General features: G+C 60.4%; 19 protein-coding genes. 8 read left to right on the top strand and 11 right to left on the bottom strand.

Going from position 1 to position 23054, the window contains the following annotated elements; genetic code table 11:
- Window positions 1–275: 275 nt before the first annotated feature.
- Window positions 276–875, bottom strand: coding sequence for a LysE family translocator (locus KZO83_RS03025; RefSeq protein WP_247619713.1), 600 nt, complete (start codon window positions 873–875; stop codon window positions 276–278).
- 105 nt (window positions 876–980) lie between these two features.
- Here KZO83_RS03025 and KZO83_RS03030 point away from each other — a divergent pair, with 105 nt between their 5' ends.
- A complete protein-coding gene (locus tag KZO83_RS03030; RefSeq protein WP_247619714.1) occupies window positions 981–1424 on the top strand; it encodes an Lrp/AsnC family transcriptional regulator in 444 nt (147 codons plus the stop codon).
- A 73-nt stretch (window positions 1425–1497) separates the two neighbouring features.
- Here KZO83_RS03030 and KZO83_RS03035 read toward each other — a convergent pair whose 3' ends face one another.
- Window positions 1498–1974, bottom strand: a complete 477-nt coding sequence (locus KZO83_RS03035) for a peroxiredoxin (protein WP_247619715.1) — start codon at window positions 1972–1974, stop codon at window positions 1498–1500.
- A 174-nt stretch (window positions 1975–2148) separates the two neighbouring features.
- Here KZO83_RS03035 and KZO83_RS03040 point away from each other — a divergent pair, with 174 nt between their 5' ends.
- On the top strand, window positions 2149–2769 hold the full coding sequence (locus KZO83_RS03040; protein WP_075369997.1) for a TetR/AcrR family transcriptional regulator: 621 nt from the start codon (window positions 2149–2151) through the stop codon (window positions 2767–2769).
- Window positions 2770–2843: 74 nt separating this feature from the next.
- Here the strand turns inward: KZO83_RS03040 and preA are convergent, their stop codons facing one another.
- The 4 genes from preA to KZO83_RS03060 form a co-directional block, all read right to left on the bottom strand.
- A complete protein-coding gene (gene preA, locus KZO83_RS03045) occupies window positions 2844–4142 on the bottom strand; it encodes an NAD-dependent dihydropyrimidine dehydrogenase subunit PreA (RefSeq protein ID WP_247619716.1) in 1299 nt (432 codons plus the stop codon).
- Window positions 4142–5518 carry an NAD(P)-dependent oxidoreductase gene (locus tag KZO83_RS03050; RefSeq protein WP_247619717.1) on the bottom strand — a complete coding sequence of 459 codons (1377 nt, stop codon included), beginning with the start codon at window positions 5516–5518 and terminating at the stop codon, window positions 4142–4144. The genes preA and KZO83_RS03050 overlap by 1 nt, the downstream gene beginning before the upstream one ends.
- A gap of 186 nt (window positions 5519–5704) precedes the next feature.
- Window positions 5705–7147 carry a dihydropyrimidinase gene (hydA, locus tag KZO83_RS03055; protein ID WP_247619718.1) on the bottom strand — a complete coding sequence of 481 codons (1443 nt, stop codon included), beginning with the start codon at window positions 7145–7147 and terminating at the stop codon, window positions 5705–5707.
- Between the two features lie 37 nt (window positions 7148–7184).
- Window positions 7185–8051: a nitrilase-related carbon-nitrogen hydrolase gene (locus KZO83_RS03060; protein ID WP_110062116.1), complete on the bottom strand. Its 867-nt coding sequence runs from the start codon at window positions 8049–8051 to the stop codon at window positions 7185–7187.
- A gap of 623 nt (window positions 8052–8674) precedes the next feature.
- On the opposite strand from KZO83_RS03060, the gene KZO83_RS03065 reads away from it, so the two are divergent.
- Window positions 8675–10180: an NCS1 family nucleobase:cation symporter-1 gene (locus tag KZO83_RS03065; protein WP_247619719.1), complete on the top strand. Its 1506-nt coding sequence runs from the start codon at window positions 8675–8677 to the stop codon at window positions 10178–10180.
- A gap of 98 nt (window positions 10181–10278) precedes the next feature.
- Here the strand turns inward: KZO83_RS03065 and KZO83_RS03070 are convergent, their stop codons facing one another.
- Window positions 10279–11634, bottom strand: a complete 1356-nt coding sequence (locus KZO83_RS03070; RefSeq protein WP_178999349.1) for an MFS transporter — start codon at window positions 11632–11634, stop codon at window positions 10279–10281.
- A 363-nt stretch (window positions 11635–11997) separates the two neighbouring features.
- Between KZO83_RS03070 and KZO83_RS03075 the strand changes: the two genes are divergently transcribed.
- Together KZO83_RS03075 and KZO83_RS03080 are read left to right on the top strand one after the other, a co-directional pair.
- Complete coding sequence (locus tag KZO83_RS03075) at window positions 11998–12576, top strand: ANTAR domain-containing response regulator (protein ID WP_040244177.1); 579 nt, start codon at window positions 11998–12000, stop codon at window positions 12574–12576.
- A 9-nt stretch (window positions 12577–12585) separates the two neighbouring features.
- On the top strand, window positions 12586–13800 hold the full coding sequence (locus KZO83_RS03080) for a CmpA/NrtA family ABC transporter substrate-binding protein (RefSeq protein WP_247619720.1): 1215 nt from the start codon (window positions 12586–12588) through the stop codon (window positions 13798–13800).
- Window positions 13801–13876: 76 nt separating this feature from the next.
- Here KZO83_RS03080 and KZO83_RS03085 read toward each other — a convergent pair whose 3' ends face one another.
- Both KZO83_RS03085 and KZO83_RS03090 read right to left on the bottom strand, forming a co-directional pair.
- Window positions 13877–15538 carry a peptidoglycan DD-metalloendopeptidase family protein gene (locus KZO83_RS03085; RefSeq protein WP_247619721.1) on the bottom strand — a complete coding sequence of 554 codons (1662 nt, stop codon included), beginning with the start codon at window positions 15536–15538 and terminating at the stop codon, window positions 13877–13879.
- Window positions 15539–15727: 189 nt separating this feature from the next.
- Entirely contained in the window at window positions 15728–16576 is an 849-nt protein-coding gene (locus tag KZO83_RS03090) for a pirin family protein (RefSeq protein WP_247619722.1), read from the bottom strand.
- Between the two features lie 93 nt (window positions 16577–16669).
- Between KZO83_RS03090 and KZO83_RS03095 the strand changes: the two genes are divergently transcribed.
- Both KZO83_RS03095 and KZO83_RS03100 read left to right on the top strand, forming a co-directional pair.
- Entirely contained in the window at window positions 16670–17584 is a 915-nt protein-coding gene (locus KZO83_RS03095) for a LysR family transcriptional regulator (protein WP_247619723.1), read from the top strand.
- 115 nt (window positions 17585–17699) lie between these two features.
- Window positions 17700–18701, top strand: a complete 1002-nt coding sequence (locus KZO83_RS03100) for a glutathione S-transferase family protein (protein WP_247619724.1) — start codon at window positions 17700–17702, stop codon at window positions 18699–18701.
- Between the two features lie 9 nt (window positions 18702–18710).
- Here KZO83_RS03100 and KZO83_RS03105 read toward each other — a convergent pair whose 3' ends face one another.
- A complete protein-coding gene (locus KZO83_RS03105) occupies window positions 18711–19169 on the bottom strand; it encodes a YaiI/YqxD family protein (RefSeq protein WP_178999355.1) in 459 nt (152 codons plus the stop codon).
- Window positions 19170–19564: 395 nt separating this feature from the next.
- On the opposite strand from KZO83_RS03105, the gene KZO83_RS03110 reads away from it, so the two are divergent.
- Window positions 19565–21274: a DEAD/DEAH box helicase gene (locus KZO83_RS03110; RefSeq protein ID WP_178999356.1), complete on the top strand. Its 1710-nt coding sequence runs from the start codon at window positions 19565–19567 to the stop codon at window positions 21272–21274.
- Between the two features lie 145 nt (window positions 21275–21419).
- Here the strand turns inward: KZO83_RS03110 and KZO83_RS03115 are convergent, their stop codons facing one another.
- On the bottom strand, window positions 21420–22997 hold the full coding sequence (locus KZO83_RS03115) for an aldehyde dehydrogenase (NADP(+)) (protein ID WP_178999357.1): 1578 nt from the start codon (window positions 22995–22997) through the stop codon (window positions 21420–21422).
- Between the last annotated feature and the right edge of the window lie 57 nt (window positions 22998–23054).

Genomic DNA, 23054 nt, shown 5'->3' on the forward strand with positions numbered 1-23054 from the left:
CCCCAAGAAGGGGACTAGGGGAGCACGCCAGCTCACTCGGTTCATCGCTGTCATCAGCGACGTTGAAAAAGGGGAAGAAGGCGCCGGATTCGATGGTTGGCGTTCTTCGTATCTTATAGATAGCGAAGTACGTGCCACTTTTTATAAAAAGTATATATAACAATTACTTAGTAATGTAAGCATCATTGTCGAATACCGAGATGACAGTGGTGCGGGAAAACGATGCGTCAAGACGGAGAATTGCATGGGATTGGCGCACCATGAGTGAGCAGCAATTACCCGCCGATGCCCAACACCGGATAGAGCGAGGCTACGAGCAATGCGGCCATGGCGATATTGAACGCGCGCCGCCGCCGAGCGCTTGAGAGCCACTGGCGAACCACCGTGCCCAGCCAGGCCCAAATGGAAATCGCCGGGAAGCAGACCAGGGCGAAGGCAGCCGCCACCAGCATGATGGACAGTAGCGAGCGGTCGGGCGCGTAGAGCGTGATCGCCGACAGGCCCATCGCCCATGCCTTGGGATTCACCCACTGAAAAGCCGCGGCTTGCCAGAAGGTCATCGGTTGACCACCGGTCGCCGTGTCTTTCAGCGGCGCGGCCGTAGCGACTTTCCAGGCCAGCCAGAGCAGATAACCGATGGAGATGACTTCCAGAACGTTACGCAGGAGGGGGAAAGCGTCAAACAGCGCCATCAGCCCGATACCAGCCATCAAGGTCAATACGGTCAAGCCACCGACGATGCCGATCATGTGCGGCACTGTCCTGCGAAATCCGAAGTTGGCACCGGACGCCATGAGCATGAGGTTGTTCGGTCCCGGGGTCGCGGTGGTGACCAACGCGAAGCCCAGCAGGGCGGCGAGGGTGGGGAAATTCATGGACGATCCTCTCTTTGCACGTGGCGTGAAATTTTAAGAGAATCGTGGCGCAATATTGGCCCTTATATCGTCGTTTTTGCGCGTTTCATGCAATGAAGGAATGAAATGGATGCTGTAGACCGCAGGATATTGCAAGAGCTCACACAGGATGGTCGTATCAGCAACGTGCAGTTGGCCGAGCGTGTCGCATTATCGCCTTCGGCATGCTTGCGTCGTGTCCAGGAACTCGAGCGCACGGGCGTGATTCGCGGCTATCGTGCGGTGACCGATCCCCAGCAAATGGGGCGCGGGTTCGTCGCCTATGTCACGGTGGGACTGTCATCGCATACCAAGGCTGCTCAGGAAACCTTCGAGCGTGCCATGTATGTCGCCTCCGACGTGGTCGAATGTCACAACATCGCCGGCACGTTCGAGTATCTCCTGCGAGTCGAAAGTCAGGACTTGGCAAGCTACAAGCGCTTTCATACCGAAATGCTGGGGACGCAGCCCCATGTCAGTGCGATCACGACGCATATCGTGATGAGTTCACCGAAAGACGAGCGGCGTTGATCGAGCGGCCGGTGCCCGATGCACCGGCCGAGGGAGGTAGGAGAAGGCATCGGCAGGACGCCGATACATAGTCTTATAGATTGGCGAGGATGGTTTCGGCGCTGCTCTTCTCGACGCCCTTTTCATCGACGCCCAGATAGCTCACCACGCCATCGTCGACGATCATGGCGTAACGCTGGCTGCGGGTGCCCATGCCAGCGCCGCTGGCGTCCTTTTCCATGCCGATGGCGTGAGTGAAGTCGGCGTGGCCGTCGGCAAGCATGGTGATCGCCTGGGCGTTTTGATCCTGCTGCCAGGCGCCGAGCACGAAAGCGTCGTTGACGGCCAGGCAGGCGATGGTATCCACCCCCTTGGCGAGAATGTCGTCAGCATTGATCACGAAGCCCGGCATATGGGTGTTGGAGCATCCCGGCGTGAACGCGCCGGGCACCGCGAACAGCACCACACGCTTGCCGGCGAACAGTTCGCCGGTATCGAGGTCTTCGGGGCCGTTGGCACCGTTGGTCTTGAGGGTGACGCTGGGCAGCTTGTCGCCTTGCACGATGGTCATGGTCAACTCCTTTAGATGATCGATCCTGATCATTCACAGTGCGCTATCAAGTCGGCATACCGCAACCCTCGAGCATCAGGCGGTCTTGCCGGTTGGGGTGCATGACGCCAAGTGTGGTGAGAGCAGTGGTAGACTCGCACAACAGCGTGAGGATTCAATCGGATAGAGAGAACAATGGCCAGACGAAAGGGATGGATTCGTCAGCAGAACGTGGAGAAGATCCTGCTGGCGGCGGAGCAGGTGTTTGCAGAGAAAGGGTATGCCGGCGCCTCGATGGGGGAGATCGCGCAATTGGCGGGGCTTCCCAAGTCCAATGTGCACTACTACTTTTCCACCAAGGAAGAGCTGTACCGTGACGTCCTGCTCGAACTCCTCGAGGTGTGGAAGCAGGATGCGCTGTGCTTCGAGCTTTATGATGATCCGCGCATCGTGCTCTCAACTTACATTCGCGCCAAGATGAACCATTCGCGCGGCCGCGCGGCAGGATCCAAGGTCTGGGCAGCCGAAGTCATGCAAGGGGGCGCGGTCATCGGCGATTCACTTCGCGATAACCTCTATGAATGGGCCAAGCTCAAGGAGGCGAAGATACGTGAATGGGTCGAGGCAGGGCAGATCTGGCCTGTCGAGCCGTCCTATTTGCTGTACATGATCTGGGCATCGACCCAGCATTATGCCGATTTCGATTACCAGATTTATCTCCTCAACGATGATGCACCCCTCGACGACACTCAGTTCGAGCATGCGGTGCAGTCGGTGACTAGCGTTATCTTGCGTGGGATAGGGTTATCGCCGTGACATGACCGTCCTATGAGCGGAAGACGCCCCCAGCATTGTTGCCAGGGGTACCGCTCGAGTGGGCAGGAACGTGTTCAGGCGGACTCACGAAACGGATTGCGCGGGTCCTCGTTCCAGCTCATGTAGGGTTTGTCGCTTGGCTGCGGCACCATGCTGATGCAATCTTCGACCGGGCAGGTGATCTGGCACAGGTTGCAGCCCACACACTCCTCCTCGATCACCTCGTAGCGCCGCGCGCCGCTGGCGTCGATCAGCTTGGCGATCGACTGATGCGAGGTATCCTCACAAGCGATATAGCAGCGCCCGCATTGGATGCACGTGTCCTGATCGATGTGCGCGATGGTCTGGAAGTTCATGTCCAGATACTTCCAGTCGGTGGTATTGGCCACCGCCTTGCCGGAGAACTCGGCGAGACTGCGATAGCCCTTCTCGGCCATCCAGCGCGCCAGACCGTCCTGCATTTCCTCGACGATGCGAAAGCCGTGGAGCATGGCGGCGGTACATACCTGCATCGCGCCGGCCCCCAGCGCGGCGAACTCCGCGGCGTCGCGCCAGTTGGAGATGCCGCCGATACCGCAGATCGGCAGGCCCTGGGTTTCCGGATCGCGGGCGATCTCGGCGACCATGTTCATGGCGATCGGCTTGACCGCTGCCCCGCAGTAGCCGCCGTGGGTGCTCTGGCTGCCCACGGTGGGTTTGGCGACCATGTTGTCGAGGTCGATGGAGGTGATCGAGTTGATGGTATTGATTAGCGAAACCGCGTCGGCGCCGCCGCGCATTGCCGCCCGCGCGGGTACACGGATATCGGTGATGTTGGGCGTCAGTTTGACGATCACCGGCTTGGAGTAATACTGCTTGCACCAGCGTGTGACCTGTTCGATGAGATCGGGATTCTGGCCTACCGCGGCGCCCATGCCGCGCTCGGGCATGCCGTGCGGGCAACCCAGGTTGAGTTCGATGCCGTCAGCGCCGGTGGCCTCCACCAGCGGCAGAATCGCCTTCCAGCTCTCCTCGACGCAGGGCACCATCAGCGAGACGATCAGCGCGCGGTCGGGCCAGCGCTTCTTGACCTCGGTGATCTCGCGCAGGTTGATCTCCAGGCTTCGGTCGGTGATCAGCTCGATGTTGTTGAAGCCCAACACTTCACGATTCTTGCCGAAGTGCGCCGAGTAGCGCGACGACACGTTGACCGCCGCCGGATCCTCACCGAGGGTCTTCCAGACCACGCCACCCCAACCGGCCTCATAGGCGCGCTCGACGTTGTAGGCCTTGTCGGTGGGCGGGGCGGATGCCAGCCAGAAAGGGTTGGGCGAGCGGATGCCGGCGAATTCGATACTCAGATCGACGTCGGGCTTTTTCGCGAATGCTTTCATTACGCGACCTCCTGCTGGGCCATGATCTCGTTGTGGATGGCCTGGGCGGCCAACTTGCCGTGCTGCACAGCCTGTACGGTAAGATCCTGTCCGGCTGCGATGCAGTCGCCGCCGGCAAACACGCCGGCCAGAGAGGTGCGAAAGTTGCCGTCGACCTCGATCTTGCCGGCTTCGTGGCCGAGCTGGCTGGCTCTGGCGTCGCTCAGGCTGGCGGCCTCGAAGGCTTGACCGATTGCCGTGAACACCGCATCGGTGGGGATGTCCAGGGTCTCGCCGGTGGTGACCAGTGCCCCGCCGCGGGACTCGGTGCGCGCGAAACGCATGCCGGCCACGCGTCCGGCATCGTCGAGCAGAATCCTCTCGGGCTGGGCCCAGGTAACGATGCGTACGCCGTTGGCCTTGGCGATTTCCTGTTCGTGGCCGGTGGCGGCCATCGACTCGACCCCGCGCCGGTACACCAGGGTGACTGCGTCGGCACCCAGGCGGGCCATCTGCACTGCCATGTCGATGGCGGTATTGCCGGCGCCAATCACCACGCAGCGCTTCGCCAGCGGCAACTCGCTCAGGTCATCGGTCTGGCGCAGCTCCTTGATGTAGTCGGTGGCGGGCATCAAGCCCACGGCGTGTTCGCCGCTCAAACCGAGCTGGCGGCTGGTGCCGAGGCCCAGGCCCAAAAATACCGAATCATAGCCATGCTGCAGGGTCTCGAGGTCGAGGTTGTCACCCAGGCGCTGGCCGTGACGGATCTCGATGCCACCGATCTCGAGCAGGAAGTCGATTTCCTTTTGTGCGTAGTCGTCGACCAGCTTGTAGCGGGCAATGCCGTATTCGTTGAGGCCGCCGGTCTTGGCTTCGGCCTCGAAGATCGTCACCCGGTGGCCGTAGGTGGCCAGGCGATGCGCGCAAGACAGTCCGGCCGGCCCAGCGCCGACGATGGCAATATGCTTGCCGGTGTCGGCGGCGCGCATGAATGGATGGCCGTCGAAGTGCATGTGATCGACGGCGTGGCGTTGTAGCAGGCCGATCAGCACCGGTTGGCACTCGGCGTCGTGATTGCGCACGCAACTCTGCTCGCAGAGGATCTCGGTGGGGCAGACGCGGGCGCAGCTGCCCCCGAGGATGTTCTCTTCGAGGATGGTCTGTGCGGCGCCGTTGATATTGTCCTCGGCGATCTCGCGGATGAAGCGCGGGATGTCGATGTCTGACGGGCAAGCTTCCACGCACGGTGCATCGTAGCAGTACAGGCAGCGCTGGCTCTCGATGAATGCCTGGCGCTGGGTCAGCGGCGGGTGCAGGTCGCTGAAGTTGGCCTCGAGCGAGGCGCTATCGCGGGTGTCGTCACCGGCGCGGGATAGATGATCCAGGGGATGAGTCACGGTAGAACTCCTTCGGCTCTTCTGAAAATGGCTGCGCTCGGTCATACGGCGTTAAAAATTGGCTTAAATTGCTCATTTACTTCAGTAAACTCCGCATTTTTCGCCAATTTTTGCCTTGTCTGACCTTCGCTCGCCTGATTTTCAGCATCAGCCGAGAATTGTTATTGGATGACGGTTCTCGGCGATTCAGCGCTCGACGGCGGTGGCCGCGTTGCGCTCGGCACGTTTCTTGAGTACGTCATAGACCCCGGGGTAGGCGGGCCGCTCGATATAGCGACCGGCGCCGCGTTCGGCGTGCAAGTCCTTGCCATCGCGCCACACCCACTTGCCTTGGCTGATGGTATGGCGCGGGATGCCGCGCACCGTCTTGCCCTCGAAGATGTTGAAGTCGACGTTCTGATGGTGGGTCTTGGCGGAAATCGTGCGCGTGGCGTTGGGGTCCCAGACCACCAGGTCGGCGTCGGCGCCCTCCTGGATCGCGCCCTTGCGCGGGTACATGTTGAATATCTTGGCGGTGTTGGTGGAGGTGACGGCGACGAAATCCTGCATCGAGATACGCCCGCCGTTGACGCCTTCGTCCCAGATTACCGCCATGCGATCTTCGATCCCGGCGGTGCCGTTGGGGATCTTGGTGAAGTCGTCCTTGCCCATCGCCTTCTGTTCGGCGCAGAAGCAGCAGTGGTCGGTGGCAGTGGTCTGCAGGTTGCCGGATTGCAGACCGGTCCAAAGCGCGTCTTGATGCTCCTTGCTGCGAAACGGGGGACTCATCACGTGGGCGGCGGCCTTGGCCCAGTCCGCGTTGCGGTAGACGCTGTCGTCGATCATCAGGTGCCCGGCGAGACATTCGCCGTAGACCGGCTGGCCCTGGCGGCGGGCGTAGGTGATCTCGTCAAGCGCGTCGCGACAGGAGACGTGAACCACGTAGATCGGTGCGCCCAGCGTGCCGGCGATGCGGATGGCACGGCTGGCGGCTTCGCCTTCGACCTGCGGTGGGCGCGACAGCGGATGCGCTTCGGGACCGGTGAGCCCTTGAGCGAGCAGTTTCTGCTGCATGTGATAGACCAACTCGCCGTTCTCGGCATGCACGGTGGGCACCGCGCCAAGCTCCAGGCAGCGGGTGAAGCTGGCCACCAGGATGTCGTCGGTGGCCATGATGGCGTTCTTGTAGGCCATGAAGTGCTTGAAGCTATTGACGCCGTGTTCGCGCACCAGGGTGCCCATGTCTTCGTGGACACTGTCGTCCCACCAGGTCACCGCGACATGGAAGGCGTAGTCGCTGGCGGCCTTCTCGGCCCAGCCGCGCCAGGTCTCGAAGGCTTCCATCAGTGGCTGGCCGGGATTGGGAATCACGAAGTCGATGATCGTGGTAGTGCCGCCGGCGAGCCCGGCGGCGGTGCCGGTGTAGAAATCCTCGCTGGCCACGGTGCCCATGAACGGCAACTGCATGTGGGTATGCGGGTCGATGCCACCGGGCATTACGTACTGGCCGTTGGCGTCGATTACCTCGGCGTCGGCCGGGGCTTCGAGGTCGACGCCGACGGTGGCGATCTTGCCGTCCACGCAGAGCACGTCGGCGCGGTAGGTGGCGTCATGGGTGACGACGGTGCCGCCACGGATCAGGATGGTCATGATTTCAAACCTCTTGGAATTGTTAGCCGTTGTTTCCCTATTCGCCGTCGGTTAGCCGTGTATACGTCTCGGGCCGGCGGTCGCGGAAGAACTGCCAGGTGTTGCGGATTTCGCGGACCATCGCCAGATCAACCTCGTGAATCAGCAGTTCGTCCTCGCTGGCGCTGGCCTTGGCTTCGATCTGGCCGCGCGGGTTGGCGATATAGGAGTTGCCGTAGAACTCGCCGATGTTCCAAGGCGCTTCAGTGCCGACGCGGTTGATGGCGGCGACGAAGCAGCCGTTGGCGGCGGCCGAGGCGGGCTGTTCGAGTTCCCACAGGTATTGCGACAGGCCGGCGACGGTCGCCGAGGGATTGAAGATGATCTCGGCGCCGTTGAGTGCCAGGGCGCGCCAGCCTTCGGGGAAGTGGCGGTCGTAGCAGATATATACGCCGATCTTGCCGTAGGCGGTGTCGAAGACCGGCCAGTTCGACTTGCCCGGCTTGAAGAAGTACTTCTCCCAGAAGCCGGCGACCTGGGGAATGTGTGTCTTGTGGTACTTGCCGAGATAGCTGCCGTCGGCGTCAAACACTGCCGCAGTGTTGTAGTAGATGCCCGGGGCGGTCTCCTCGAAGATGGGCACGATGATTACCATGTGATGCTTGGCGGCGAGTTTCTGCATCATCTGGCAGGTCGGCCCTTCGGGGACTTTCTCGGCGGCGGCGTACCACTTCTTGTCCTGGCTGGGGCAGAAATAGGGCTGGTTGAAGACTTCCTGGAAACACAGCACCTGGACACCGGCCTCGGCGGCTTGCTCGATGTAGGGCAAATGCGCCTCGTTCATGGCATCGCGAATGGCGGCCGGCTCGAGGTCGGTCTCGACCTTCAAGGCCATCTGGATCAAGCCGATCTTTACTTTTTCCATCAATCAATCCTCATCTTGTGCTTGTTGTTAACGCTCGTCATGCGTCGGCGTGTATTGATTCGCTTTTCCTAAAACCTGTCTGTAGAGTCAGGATAGTAAAAACCTAGTCGCTATTTAGGTATTATTTCAAGGTTTTTTTAAATTTTTTGTAATGGCTTTAAAATAACGTAACTCATTAATTAACAACGAATTCCCTATAAGGATGCAGGGCATGCACCAAGCCTTTCATTAAAAATATGAGTTATTTTTTTACTTTTAAAACATATAGATATGATATTTATCAAGACAAATGGGCAGCCTGATTAGCGTTGTTATGCACCATTGTAGAAATTGTCTAGAGTGTCAGGGTGCTTGCCAACCAGCCCGATAAGGCATGTTTAATTTTCGTAGTGATGATATCGATCAAAAGTTGACGATATGGGCAGGATTGATTGATTTATTGAAATCAATGACTTGTTGCAAGCGGCCAGGGTCGCCGAGGGCGGCTTTCAAGGGTGCTCCTTCATCAAAACGTCAATTTGGGCACGCTTTTTGCGGGAAAGTGGCAGGCGACAGTCAGTATTCAACACAACGCACGGCTTCCCGGTGCGGGGAGTTGGCGGCCGCATGAGGAGATAACAACAATGACGGCAAACACTTCACGCTCGGTACAGCGTGGCGATCTCGTCGAGCTCGAGGTCGGTGACGATGTTCGGGAAAGTTCACGCTTCAATGAGGATATCGCCCCGACACGACTCGAAGAGCGTACTTGGTCGCGTTGGAACGTCGCGGCTTTGTGGGTCGGTCTGTCGATTTGCGTACCGACCTACACGCTGGGCGGCATCCTGACCGCTTACTTCGGCCTCTCGGTGAGCGAGGCGCTGGTCACGATCTTGATTGCCAATATCGTGATCCTGGTGCCCCTGACGCTGAACGCCTTCCCTGGCACCAAGTTCGGCATTCCATTTCCGGTGGTATTGCGCTCGTCGTTCGGTATTCGTGGCTCCAACGTTCCCTGCCTGATCAGGGCGCTGGTCGGGTGCGGCTGGTTCGGTATTCAGACGATGTTCGGTGGGCTGGCGATTCACCTATTACTGTCGGCGATCTTTCCGCCGTGGCGGACGCTGGACGGGCTCGGCGAGGTGATCGGCTTCTTCCTGTTCGGTGCCATGAATCTTTATGTAGTGATCCGCGGTGCTGAGTCGATCAAGTGGCTGGAAACCCTTTCGGCGCCGCTGCTGTTGGCGGTCGCTGTTGGCTTGATGGCCTGGGCCATGCCGCACGTGTCGATGACTGAGCTGTTGAGCCAGCCGCCATCGCGTCCCGAGGGCGAGCCGGTATACGGATACTTTTTTGCCGGGCTTACGGCCATGGTGGGCTTCTGGGCGACCCTGTCGCTCAATATTCCCGACTTCAGCCGTTTTGCCAAGAGTCAGAAGGACCAGATCGTCGGCCAGATCATCGGATTACCGCTGACGATGTTCTTCTTTGCCTCGCTCGGCGTTGTCATGACGGCGGCGTCGGCGTCGCTGGTGGGTGAAACGATTGCCGACCCGGTGAACTTGATCGGGCGTATCGACAATCCTTTTTGGGTGGTCATCGCCATGGTGCTGATCATCATCGCGACGATCTCGACCAATACCGCCGGCAATATCGTGTCGCCGACCAACGACTTTCAAAACATCGCGCCCAAGCTGATCAACCAGACGCGCGGCACGCTGATGACCGGTCTGGTGGGTGTGCTGCTGATGGGGTATGACCTGCTGCAGAAAGCCGGCGTGATCGTTTCCGACGTGACCCTCGAAAGCCTGTATTCCAACTGGTTGCTGGGATATTCGAGCCTGTTGGGGCCGATCGCTGGGATCATGATCGTCGATTACTTCCTGATCAAGCGCCAGAAACTCGATGTCGCCAGCCTGTACAAGGACGGTGCGGCCTATCCGGCTTACAATCCGGCCGGTTTCATCGCCTTCTTCGTGCCGGTGGCGCTGACTGTCTTCTCGCTGACGACGGGCGCCTGGACCTGGTTCTACGATTACGGCTGGTTCACCGGATCGGCGTTGGGGGCAGCGATCTATTATGTGGCGAGCCACCGACTCGCCAAGTCAGTGCGCCAGGATGATGTCGTGTCCGACAAAGTGGGCACCTGAGCGAGCGCGATGCGGTCATCGTGATGTCCTTGCTCTCTACACGCAAACCACCGCCCAAGGGCGGTGGTTTTTACGTGGGTCAATAAGGAAGATGTGGTTCAGCGCGCCGCGATGGCATCGACGGGGGTTGCGTTGCCTGCGGCGGCGTCGCGATAGGCGGCATCTTCTTCGGCGAGGACCTGCGGCGAGAAGCGCACCAGCAAGGCACAGAACGATGCCAGCAGTACGGCTAGGCCAAGATAAAACAGCCCTTGCTGATAACTCAGCGATTCGCTGCGGAACAGAAAGCCCGCCGCCACGGCGCCAGCGTTGCCGCCGGCTCCCACGATGCCGGCCACGGCGCCGAGCGCCTTCTTGTTGATGAAGGGGACGACGCCGAAGGTGGCGCCTTCCGCCATCTGGGTGAACAGGCTGAAGACCAGCATGATGCCGATGGCGAGTGCCAGCGTCTGCATCTGGGCGAAGCCCATCAGCGCGATGCCTTCGCAGAACATGGCGATGAACAGCCAGCGCACGCGGCCCTTGAGACCACCCTGGCGGGCAAAAAGATCCGAGAAGATGCCGCCCAAGGTACGAGCGAACAGGTTCATTAGCCCAAATAGCCCGGCGATGAGTCCGGCAGTGGCCAAGTCGAGCTCGAAGTTATCGAAGAAGTAAATGGCGGCGATATTGTTGATGGTCAGCTCGACGCCGAAGCAGGCCGCGTAGACGATGAACAGCGCCCAGACGCGCACGTCCCGCATGGCGGCGCCGAAGCTGTGCGCCATACCGTGTTCCTTTTCGGGATAGGGGAGTTCTCCGCGCGCCCGCAGTGCGTCGAAGTTGCCGTTCGGTGCGTCCTGCGTGAAGACGTAATAGGCAATGCCGGTCAGGAACAGCACGATACCGGGCACGACCATGGCCAGACGCCAGCCGAGCGCTTCGTTGACGCCCAGCATCAGAATGCCGGAGAAGACCAGTGGCATCAGGATCTGCGTGGTGCCGCCCCCCAGGTTGCCCCAGCCGGCCGTGGTCGCGTTGGCGGTGCCGACGACATTGGGCCCGAACATGATCGAGGAATGATATTGAGTGATCACGAAAGAAGCGCCGATGGCCCCGATCGCCAGTCGTGCCAGCAGGAAGGTCTCGAAGCTGTCGGCCAGGCCGATCAACATCACGGGAAGCGAGCCGAGGCATAGCAGCCAGGTGTAGGCCTTGCGTGGCCCGATCTTGTCGCAGAGCAGGCCGATGACCAGGCGGACCAGCACCGTGATGGCGACGGAAGCGATGATGGTATTGCCGATCTGGGCCTTGCTCAGGTCGAGATCTTCGCGCACCACGGCCATCAAGGGCGCGATACCGAACCAGCCGAAGAAGCAGACATGGAACGCGAACCATGACATGTGGAAGGCGCGCATCTGCGGTGTCTTGAGGCTGAAAAGCCGTATCTTGTTGGCTTTGTTGCGGATTTCCATGGCTCATCCTCTAACGTTGGCGTAGCGGTGGTCGAACGAGACGTCGGCAACCTTCGTCATGAAGGGCCGGTCCTGGGGTTCGACGCACTCGTACTCACCTGGTGAGCCTGGTCCACGTCTTGCTGTCCTATAAAAAGCAAAAGGCATGCCAATGAAGCAGGGCGAGGATGCATGTCCCGGCTTAGCGGTCCATGACGACTCACTGGCATGCTTTTGGTGCGTCTTGAAGCGCTATCGCACCGTAGTAATGCACCGATGACGCACTGCTGATGTGCAGAGTCCGTGTGGTATGGGCTGCCGAAGGGCATTACCTGGCATGTAACCTGCATTACAAATCGACAAGCACCCAGGAGAGGAAAGCGCATGACCGTGAAGGTGCTGATCGTGGATGCGCGTCCGGAACGTTCGCGAGCACTCGAACATGCGTTGCGTGACGCGGGATTCGAGGTCGTGACGCGTGCCGACGAGCATGACGATCTCTACGCCATCATGACGCGCGTCAAACCGGATGCGGTGATCATCGATGCGGCGCTGCCCAGTCGCGATACCTTGGAGCACATGGGGCAACTGGGTCGCCGCTTCCCGAAGCCGATGATCATGCTTGCCGAGGAAGAAACGCCGGACTTGACGCGCGAAGCGACGAGTGCAGGCGTCAGCGCCTACGTGGTCGAGGACGTGCAACCGGCGCTGGTGCGTTCGATGGTTAACGTGGCGATTGCGAGCTTCGAAGCGCATCGCGCTCTCAAGGGCGAATTGACCAAGACGCAGACCACGCTCTCTCAGCGACGCACCATTGAGCGCGCCAAGAGCCAATTGATGGAAATGCACGCGTTCAGTGAAGACGCCGCCTATCAATGGCTACGCAAACGCGCCATGAATCGTCGGCTGACCATTCACGAGGTGGCTCAGGCCGTCCTGGCCAGCGATGACGTCGAGTCGTAGGAGACAATGATGAATGAGCCCCAAACGCCTCGAAGCGAGTGGCCCTTGCCCGAGCGCGATACATTGACCCTGGGCATGTTGCCGCTCAACGATGCTGCGCCACTGGTGGTGGCGCTAGAACGCGGCTTCTTCGCGACGCATGGGCTAGATGTGTCGCTGCACGTCGAGTCGTCGTGGGCGGGCTTGCGCGATGGTATGCAGCTCGGACTCCTCGATGGTGCGCAGATGCTGCCCTTGATGCCGCTGGCCTCGACATTGGGACTCGATGGACGCTCTACACCGATGCTTTCGGCGCTGACGCTGAACCTCGGGGGTAATGCCATCACTGTGTCCAATGCGTTGTATGCCAGCATGCAGGCAGCCGACCCTGAGGCCATGGCGCAGTCACCGATCTCCGCCCGTGCATTGGCAGCGGTGGTGCGCCAACGACGGGCCGCCGGCGAGCCGGCGTTGCGTTTCGCTAGCGTGTATCCATTTTCTTCGCACCGCTATCAGCTACGCTATTGGCTGGCGGAAGGCGGTGTCGACCCCGATCGTGATCTCGAGTTACGCGTGGTGCCCCCGCCCTTGGTAGCGGAGCAACTCGAGGCCGGTTGGCTGGATGGCTATTGTGTCGGCGAACCCTGGAATACGCTCGCGGCGCGTCGGGATAGCGGCCGCGTGCTGATCGGCAGTCATGCCATTTGGCAGCATGGGCAGGAAAAGGTCTTTGCGGTACGCGAGGCATGGGCCGATGCCTATCCGGCCACGCACCGCGCAGTGCTAAGAGCGCTACTCGAGGCTTGCGCCTGGCTGGACACTCCGGCGCAGCGTATCGAGGCGGCACGTTTGATGTGCGAAAAGGGCTATCTGGACGTGCCCCCCACTGTGGTGGAGGAAAGCATGGCGGCGGAAGGTACACCGGCGCCGCATGGCGCGAGTGTATTCTATCGGTATGCCGCGAACTTCCCCTGGCGGTCTCATCTACGTTGGTATGCTGAACAGATGCGGCGTTGGCAGCACCTGGATGTCAGCGAGCCGATACTTGAGGAATGCCTGGTCCGTTGTGTTCGACCGGACCTGTTTCGTGAGGCCGCCGATGATCTGGGCGTCAATTACCCGCTGGTGGATACCAAAAGCGAGGGCGAGCATGGGAGCGACTGGGTGATGGAAGGGCGGCATGGTCCGCTCGATATGGGCGGCGACCGACTGCTGGGCGGTGCCCGGTTCCATCACGCCCCTTAGCCATGACGCCCCATAAATGCCACGCCCCACCATTAGGTGGGGCGTGGCATTTATTGCTCGAAAATCGTTGCCGGGATCAACCTTCGTCGCCGGTGTCCTCGTCGAGATGCACGCTGGCGATGGCCGGAGTATCGGCGTCGTTTTCCAGCTTGGCGAGTAACGGTTTGGATTCCTTCTGGAATGCCGCCAATGCCTTGCCTTCCAGACTCTGGTTTTCGGGCAACTTGACGCGCATAGCGTCCACGGAACGGTTGTTGACCATTACCTCGTAGTGCAGGTGTGGGCCCGTGCTACCGCCCGTGTTACCGGATAAGGCGATTTTTTGACCCATCTCGACACGATCACCTTCAGAGACGAGGCGTTTGGAGAGATGCATGTAGCGCGTCTTGTAGCCGTTGTCGTGGCGAATGACGAGGTAGTTGCCGGCGCCACCCGCCTGATAGGCGGACTTGATGACGCGGCCGGCAGCCGGTGCATCGACGGGCGTGCCGGTACGCATGGCGAAGTCCGTGCCCCGGTGCGGGCTGATGCGTCCGGTGATCGGATGCGTGCGTCGCAGGTTGAACGGCGAGCTTATGCGATAGTGGCCTTCGAACGGATACCGGTTGAAGGCGGGATCGAGGCTCTGGCCGTCGGGTGTATAAAACTGGTCGTCGGCGTTATTGCGTACGACGGTCAGATTCATACGATCGCCTTGGTACTGAGCGGCGAGAATCCGTGAATCGACGCTTTCGCCTTCCAGCATGTCGGATTCGACGAGTACCTGGAAATGATCGCCAGCACGCGTATTACGGCGGAAATCCAGTTTCTTCGAGAGTAGGCTCGTCAATTGGGCGACTTCGGCGCGAGAAAGCCCTGTGGATTCCGCCGACAGAGTGAAGCTTCCGTTGACCGTGCCGGCAAAAAGGCGTTGAGACGGTTCGGTGGCCTTGAGGATGTTGGAGACGTCGAAATCGTCTTGGGGAGACTTACGCTCGATCAAGTAGCCTTCACGTGCATTTTTCATGACACGCAGTGCGAGCAGGTCGCCTTCCTGATCGAGCTTGTAATCGAACGAGCGCCCGACACGCCAGCGGGTCAAAGCGCTCTTGTCGGGAATGCTGTCCAGAATGTGCATGACATCGCTGTATCCCAGGCCCAGGGTACGCTCCGCCGTCAAGGCGAACGTATCGCCTTTCTGTACCGTATAGGTTTCCCATTCCGGCACGAATTCCTGCTGTGTAGCGATCTCGCGCTCAAGATCGGGGGGGCCGTCCTCGTCGTGCAATTCCGTCGGGTCGATGGAAAAGTCTTCGTAGGACGTTCCGCCTAATGTTGCATCGTCGAGCTCGTCCTCGGAGAGAAGTCCAGGTAACTGGATGGCCACGTGAAGGGCATCGGCGGCGAGGTAAGGAGGAGCTGCGTGCGCCTTGAAAGCGGGCGCCTCGGCCACGGTGTCATCAGCCGCATGCGCCTTGTCGACGAAGTCGACATCGACGATTTCCTGAGCCTTGAGCTCACTCAGCGGAATGTCGTGCGTGGTGACGGTTTCCAGGGTGTCGAGGGCATTGCTCGCCAGCGAAGGAGACGACGAACGAGAAGTGTCGACGTCCTGAGTGATCTGGTGAGTGGCTGAATTGCCACCATTATCGTCGATGACGGTAACGATTTTGTGCGCGCCCAGCACGGTCACCATGGTGGCGACCGGTAACAGAATTAATTTATGTGTGCGGGGCAGCGAATGAAGAATCCGCAGCATGATGAATAGAAGCCGTATACGTGAACGTTAAATAAATAAAAGGCATCGAAACGATAACTCATGCTAAATGAAATGCCTATCCTGTTCATGCATACAGTATAGGCAAGCCGATGTTATCCGCTTGCCTATAACGTGGCTATGTTGGTAGTCCTTTACCGGTGCCACGCGATGTACCGTAGCGACATGACTTTAGTCGGTCAAGCTGCCGTCTCGATAGGCCTGCATGGCGGCCTCGAGCTCGTCGCGTGAATTCATCACGAAAGGTCCATAGTGAGCGATGGGCTCGCGATGCGGAGTGCCACGCAAGAGTAAGGCACCGGCCTTACCGTCAGCTTCCAGAGTGAGCGTATCGCCTTCCTCCAGTACTGCGAGATGACCAGTATTTACCACTTGGTTACCAATCTTTACCGTCCCTAAATAGGTATATACCAGCAGAGTCTCGTCACCGAGCTGCGTCAGCGACACGGTGCCCGATTCGACCCGCACATCGGCGACGCCGGCATTACCCGCCAAGGCATCGAGAGGGCCGTCGACGCTGGCCGTGGCGTTTTGCCAGCGACCGCCGAGAGCGATCAAGTGCGCGGCTTGCCCTTCAAGGTGTGGCATGTCCCGCGCGCGTATATCGCGGTAAGTGGCTGTGCTTAGTTTGTCGCGTGCCGGCAGGTTGATCCACAACTGAAAGGCGTGGAGTCCTTGGCTGTCGGTCAGCGGCATCTCGGAATGAATCATCCCGCGTCCGGTGTGCATCCATTGCGCATCGCCGGCATGAATGGTGCTGCTGTGGCCGAGGTGGTCTTCGTGCGTTAGCCCCCCGTGAATGACATAGGTGAGCGTCTGCATGCCTCGGTGTGGGTGCGGAGGAAAGCCTCCGATATAGTCATCGGGACGATCGGAGCCCAGTTCGTCGAGCATGAGGAACGGATCGAGCCCACCCTCGAAGTCGTGGAGGCGTTTGATCTTGACGCCATCGCCATCCTGGCTTGGGTGGCTGGGGCGAATGTGTTTGATCTGGCGGTCAGTCCGCGTCGTATGTGTCATGGTGAGCCCTCTTGATGACCATGCCTGGCATTCTAGTTCGTATTTTTCGAAAATTAATCGCATATTTTTGCTCCTAACCTTCGGGATAATCGAATGGTCAATGTCACGTTAGCGCAATGGAGAATGCTCGCCGCCGTGGTCGATCATGGTGGTTTCGCGCGTGCCGCCGAAGCCGTGCACAAGAGTCCTTCCACGCTCAATCACGCGGTACACAAGCTTGAAGAGCAGTTAGGCGTCCAGGTGCTGGAACCCGTGGGGCGCCAGGTGCGATTGACCGAGGCGGGCGACATGTTGCTACGTCGTGCCCGGCAATTGCTGGAAAGCGCCGAGGCTCTGGAAGATGTCGCCGGACGCTTGGGCGAGGGGCTCGAAGCCGAGGTGGTGATCGCCGTCGATCAGATCTTTCCGCCGGATGCCTTGGCGCATGCGTTGGACAGTGTCTCGCGCCACTATCCCCATGTTCGCGTGCAATTGCATGAAACCGTACTCAATGGCGGTGTCGAGATGCTCTACGATGGACGAGCGGACCTGGTGGTGTCTGGCATCGCCGCCCAGGGGTTTCTGGGCGAGCCATTGGTCAACGTGGAGTTTTTGGCTGTCTCGCATCCCGAGCATCCCCTGCAGCATCTGGGGCGTGAACTCGACCTGCGCGATCTGGAGCAGCATCGTCAGTTGGTGGTGCGAGATTCGGCGCTACATCAGTCGATGGATGCCGGGTGGCTCAAGGCCGAGCAGCGCTGGACCTTGAGTCACCTGGTGACGTCGTTCGACATGCTGTGCCGTGGGTTGGGGTTCGCCTGGATGCCGACGACCCGCATTCGCGAGGCATTGCGTATGGGGACGCTTGTCCCCTTGCCTCTGGCGCTCGGGGGGCGTCGCGAAACGCCGATGCAGTTAATCTTTCGCGACCGGGACCGCGCCGGGCCTGCCACGCGGGCGTTGGCGGCGGCCCTGCACGAAGCCGTGGCCGATTGCTGTGATGAACATTCGATAGAAACGAATGATTAGGGCGCTTTAATGCGCTTGAGCATCGAATCAATCGTCCTATGCTGAGCGGCATCGAGAGTGGCCAGACGCCGGCCACCCGCTCAATAAGCGTCAGGATCGGTTTAGGAGAGCAGATATGGGACTGTTGATCGAAGGACGTTGGCACGACCAGTGGTATGACACCAAGAAGCACGGCGGTGAATTCGTTCGCGAGTCCGCCCAGTTGCGTGACTGGGTGACGCCGGACGGTACGCCGGGACCGCAAGGCCAGCCGGGTATCGCGGCCGAGGCGGGGCGCTTCCATCTGTATGTGTCGCTGGCGTGCCCGTGGGCGCATCGCACCCTGATCATGCGCAAGCTCAAGGGGCTCGAGGACTTGGTCGGTGTATCACATACCAGTCCGCTGATGCTGGAGCAGGGCTGGTCCTACGCCACCGATGAAGGCTCGAGTGGCGATCCGCTCAATGGTGTCGACTACCACCACCAGCTCTATACGCTGACCGATGCGCATTATACAGGGCGCGTGACGGTGCCGGCGCTGTGGGACAAGCGTGAGGAACGTATCGTCAACAATGAGTCCGCCGATTTGGTGCGCATGCTGGGCGGGGCATTCGATGACTTGACCGGCAACCGGCTGGATCTTTACCCGGTAGATCTCCGCGAGACCATCGATGCCGTCAACGCCGATGTCTATGACCACATCAACAATGGTGTTTACAAGGCCGGCTTCGCCACGCAGCAGGCGGTCTACGAGAAACACGTCACGGCGTTGTTCGAGGCACTCGAGCGGCTCGAGTCACGGCTCGACACCCAGCGCTATCTTGCCGGTGAGTGGCTGACCGAGGCGGACATTCGGCTATTCACCACGTTGATCCGCTTCGACGCCGTCTATCACGGACACTTCAAGTGCAATCTCCGGCGTATCGAAGATTATCCCAATTTGTCGAATTATCTGCGCGAGCTCTATCAATGGCCAGGCATTGCCGAGACGGTGAATTTCGATCACATCAAGCGCCATTACTATTATAGCCACGACACCATCAACCCCACGCGCATCGTTCCCAAGGGGCCGGTACTGGCGCTGGAACGTCCCCATGACCGCGAGCGGTTGCCGGGGCGGGGCATTCGTGGTGCTTAGATCGATGTATCAGCGTCGCTGCTGGGCGCGTGTCAGCCAGCGATCGAGCGCATTTGCGAAGGTGCGTCGTTCGACGTCGCCATAAGGTTTGGGGCCGCCGGTATGCTCGCCGCTGGCGCGCAGGGTTTCCATGAAGTCACGCATCTGTACCTGGGCGCGAATACTGTCGCGGGTCAGCGTTTCGCCACGATTGGTGATGACCTCGGCCTCGCGCGCCAACGCGGCTTCCGCCAGTGGTAGGTCGGCGGTGACAACGAGATCGCCCGGCGCCACTCGGTCGACGATGGCGTCGTCGGCGGCATCGAAGCCACCGGGGACGGCCAGCGCGCTGACCCAGGCCGAGGGCGGCAAGGGCAGGCGGTGATTGGCGACGAAGCGTGTCGGCGTTTGAGTGCGCTCGGCGGCACGTACGATGACTTCGCGGGCATGACGCGGACACGCGTCGGCGTCGATCCACAACGTCGGCATGGGGAGACTTCCTCGATAATCGAATAGAGCTTGATGTACGAATAAGATTGGGCAAAGCCATTAGTCGATGGTAGTATGCCATCTCCTCGCATGTGTTGACCCCTCCATCCTGTATTCGTCCCTGTGCGATGTGCCTTCCACCCAACGTGGATAGAGCCTAAAGGACGTTTCTGCGCAAGGCGCATTGCCCGCTCGCTTCGAGCCGGCCGTGAGAGCGCTTGCCGCATCGATGGCGCGCCACGACGCGTAAGGTCGCCACAGCTGCCGCATATGCGGCAGGACGCAGGTGCTGCGACCGGCGCCTTTTGTTTCGATGCCCCAGGCCGAGCGGCCGATGGGCAATGAAGGCGCCTTGAATTTTTCCGCCGGTTCGCTCCGGCTATCCAAGGTGTGACATGACCACGACTCCCGCTGCCTCGCCGACTTTCGCCGAGCTTTCGCTGCCGTCTGTTCTTCTTTCTACGCTCGAATCATTGGGATATGAGACGCCCTCACTGATTCAGTCTAAAACCATTCCCGCGCTGCTTGAAGGGCGCGATGTGCTGGGTCAAGCCCAGACCGGTACTGGCAAGACCGCTGCTTTTGCCTTGCCGCTGCTGTCGCGTCTTGACCTCAAGCGTCGTGAGCCGCAAGTGCTGGTGCTTGCGCCGACGCGTGAGCTGGCACAGCAGGTTGCCGCTTCTTTCGTCCAGTACGGCCGTGATCTCAAGGGGCTTGAGGTTCTCAGCCTGTGTGGTGGCCAAGAGTATCGCGAACAACTCAGTGGATTACGCCGTGGCGCCCAGGTCATCGTGGGCACGCCGGGACGCGTGATCGACCACCTCAATCGTGGCAGCCTTAAACTCGACGGCCTCAATGCGTTGGTGCTCGACGAGGCCGACGAAATGCTGCGCATGGGCTTCATCGATGACGTCAAGCGTGTGGTCTCCGACACGCCGAAAGAGGCGCAGCGCGTATTTTTCTCCGCGACCTTGCCCAACGAAATCTCGCGCATCGTCGATCATTACCTGGTCGATCCGCTCAGGATCATGATCGAAACCAAGACCAAGACGGCCGAAGGCATCGAGCAGCGCTTGGTGCGTATCGAAGGTGGCGCCAAGCTGGAGGCGCTATCGCGCTTGCTCGAGGTAGAGCCGGTGGACGCCGCTATTGCCTTTGTGCGCACACGTGCCGCCTGCACCACGCTGGTCGAGCAATTGTTGGCGCGTGGTGTGAACGCGGCGGCGCTGTCCGGCGACCTGGATCAAAGCCTGCGCGAGCGGACCGTCGATCGCCTCAAGCGTGGCAAGGTCGATGTCCTCATCGCCACCGACGTCGCCGCGCGCGGTCTCGACGTGCCGCGTATCACGCACGTTTTCAACTACGACCTGCCGCAAGACGGCGAGGCGTATACCCACCGCATCGGGCGGACGGGGCGCGCTGGGCGCAAGGGCGTGGCGATTACCTTCGCTGGTGGCCGCGAGCAGCGCCGCGTACGTGATATGGAGCGTGTGACCGGTCAACAGATGCAGGAAGTCGAACTGCCCGATGAGTCCGTCATCCGTGCCCATCGCGACAAGCTGTTTCGTGAGCGCGTGCTGAAGACGCTGGAGCAAGGCAGCGACTATCAGCGTGAGTTGATCGAAGGCTTGGCCGACGACGGCTATGATCCCGTGGATCTGGCTTGTGCCATGGCCAGCATGGCGCGTTCCGGTGAGGCCCCCATCGGTCGCTTGCCGAAGCCGGGTGAGCGTCGCCCCGCTCGCCAGGGAGGCGGTCGCGACGAAAAACCCAATCGTCGTGATCGTGGCCCGAGCGCTGGTATGACGCGTTACCGCGTGTCAGTGGGTCACAAGGATGGCGTCAAGCCCGGCCAATTGGTGGGTGCATTGGCCAATGAAGGCGGCATCGACGGTGGCAAAATCGGCCGTATCGACATCCGCAATGCCTTCTCTGTGGTCGAATTGCCGAGTACGCTGCCGACCGCTGTGCTGTCGCGTATCGGCCAAGCGCGTGTCGCCGGCCGTCCGCTGGAGATTGCCGAAGATCACGGCTCGACGGAGCGTGCCCCGCGGCGTCAACGTGAAAACGGAGACGCTCCTCAGCGGAAGCGCTCGCAAGCGTGATCTAGCCGCTAGCGGCTCACGCGCGCCGCTCGTCAGGTGACGAGCGGCCATGAAAAACGCCCCATGGCAATGTTGCTGCCATGGGGCGTTTTGCGTTGCTGATGGCTCTTGTCCGGAAGGGCTCAGGCACATCAGGAGGGAATGTTTATCCCTCGCGCTTGCCGTCGACGAGACGCTTCAGGCTGAGGCTGTTCGCTTCCTTGAGGGCCTCGGGAAGCAGCGAATCGGACAGGTTCTGATAGCACACCGGACGCAGGAAGCGGAAGATCGCGGCGCTGCCTACGGAGGTGGTGCGTGAATCGGTCGTGGCCGGGAAGGGACCACCGTGGACCATGGTATGAGAGACCTCGACACCAGTCGGCCAGCCGTTGGCCATGATGCGACCCGCCTTGCGTTCCAGCGTGGGCAGTAGGCGTGCGGCGGCGTCGGTGTCGCCTTCGTCCATCTGCAGGGTAGCGGTCAGTTGGCCTTCCAGTGCTTCGGCCACACGCTTCATCTCGTCCATGTCGCTACAGATCACGACCAGAGACGTGGCGCCGAACACTTCTTCCTGCAGCGATTCATCGGCCAGCACATCGGCGCCTTGCGTGGTGAAGAGGCCGGCTTGGCACTGGTTTTCGCCTTCGCCGGTAAGGCCACGGCCCACTTCGTTCACCTTGGCATTGCCCGCCAGCTTGGCGACGCTCTGCTCGTAGGCTGAATGGATTCCGGGCGTCAGCATGGTATTCGCAGGCGTCTCCTTGAGCGCCTTGCCGGCTTCTTCGATGAAGCTATCCAGTGCCGGGCTCTTGAGACCGATCACTAGGCCAGGGTTAGTGCAGAACTGGCCTGCGCCCATGGAAAGAGAGCCGACGAAGGCTTGGGCGAGATCGGTACCGCGTGCTTCAAGCGCTTTGGGCATCAAGAATACGGGGTTGATGCTGCTCATCTCGGCATAGACCGGGATCGGCTCGGGGCGCGATTGCGCGGCTTGTTGCAGCGCCAAGCCACCCTTGCGCGAGCCGGTGAAACCGACCGCCTTGATGTTGGGATGCTTGACCAGCGAGGTACCCACTTCGTAACCGGCATCGAAGAGCATGGAGAACACGCCTTCAGGCATGTTGCACTTCTTGGCGGCGCTTTGGATGGCACGTGCCACTAGCTCGGAGGTGCCGGGGTGCGCCGAGTGTGCCTTGACGATCACCGGGCAGCCCGATGCCAATGCAGAAGCGGTGTCACCGCCGGCCACGGAGAAGGCTAGCGGGAAGTTGCTGGCGCCGAAGACCGCGACGGGTCCTAGAGGAATGTGACGCTGGCGAAGATCAGGGCGCGGCATGGGCGTGCGTTCCGGCAGCGCCGGATCGACACGGACATCGAGCCATTCGCCGGCACGGACGACACCCGCGAAAAGGCGTAGCTGGTTGCAGGTACGTCCACGCTCGCCTTCCAGGCGTGCGACCGGCAGGCCACTTTCGCTCATGGCACGTTCGATCAGGCCACCGCCCAAGTGTTCGATTTCCTCGGCGATGGTCTCCAGAAACTTGGCCCGTTCCTCCAGAGAGGTTTCGCGATACGCATCGAAGGCGTCCCAAGCGAGCTGACAGGCGCGCTCGACCTGCTTGCTATCGGCACTGGGAAACTCGGGGGGCAAAGTCTCACCATTGGCAGGGTCAACCGCCTGGAAGCTAGTGCCGGGGCCGGCTGCGATGTCTTGTCCGATGATCTGTTTGCCTTCCAATATCATGCTTGCCTCCTGGCATTGATGGGCATATATGAGACATGGCGACGCTGAGCGCTAGAG

Origin of the sequence: Chromohalobacter moromii (assembly GCF_023091865.1) — a bacterium.
Taxonomy (GTDB): Bacteria; Pseudomonadota; Gammaproteobacteria; order Pseudomonadales; family Halomonadaceae; genus Chromohalobacter; species Chromohalobacter moromii.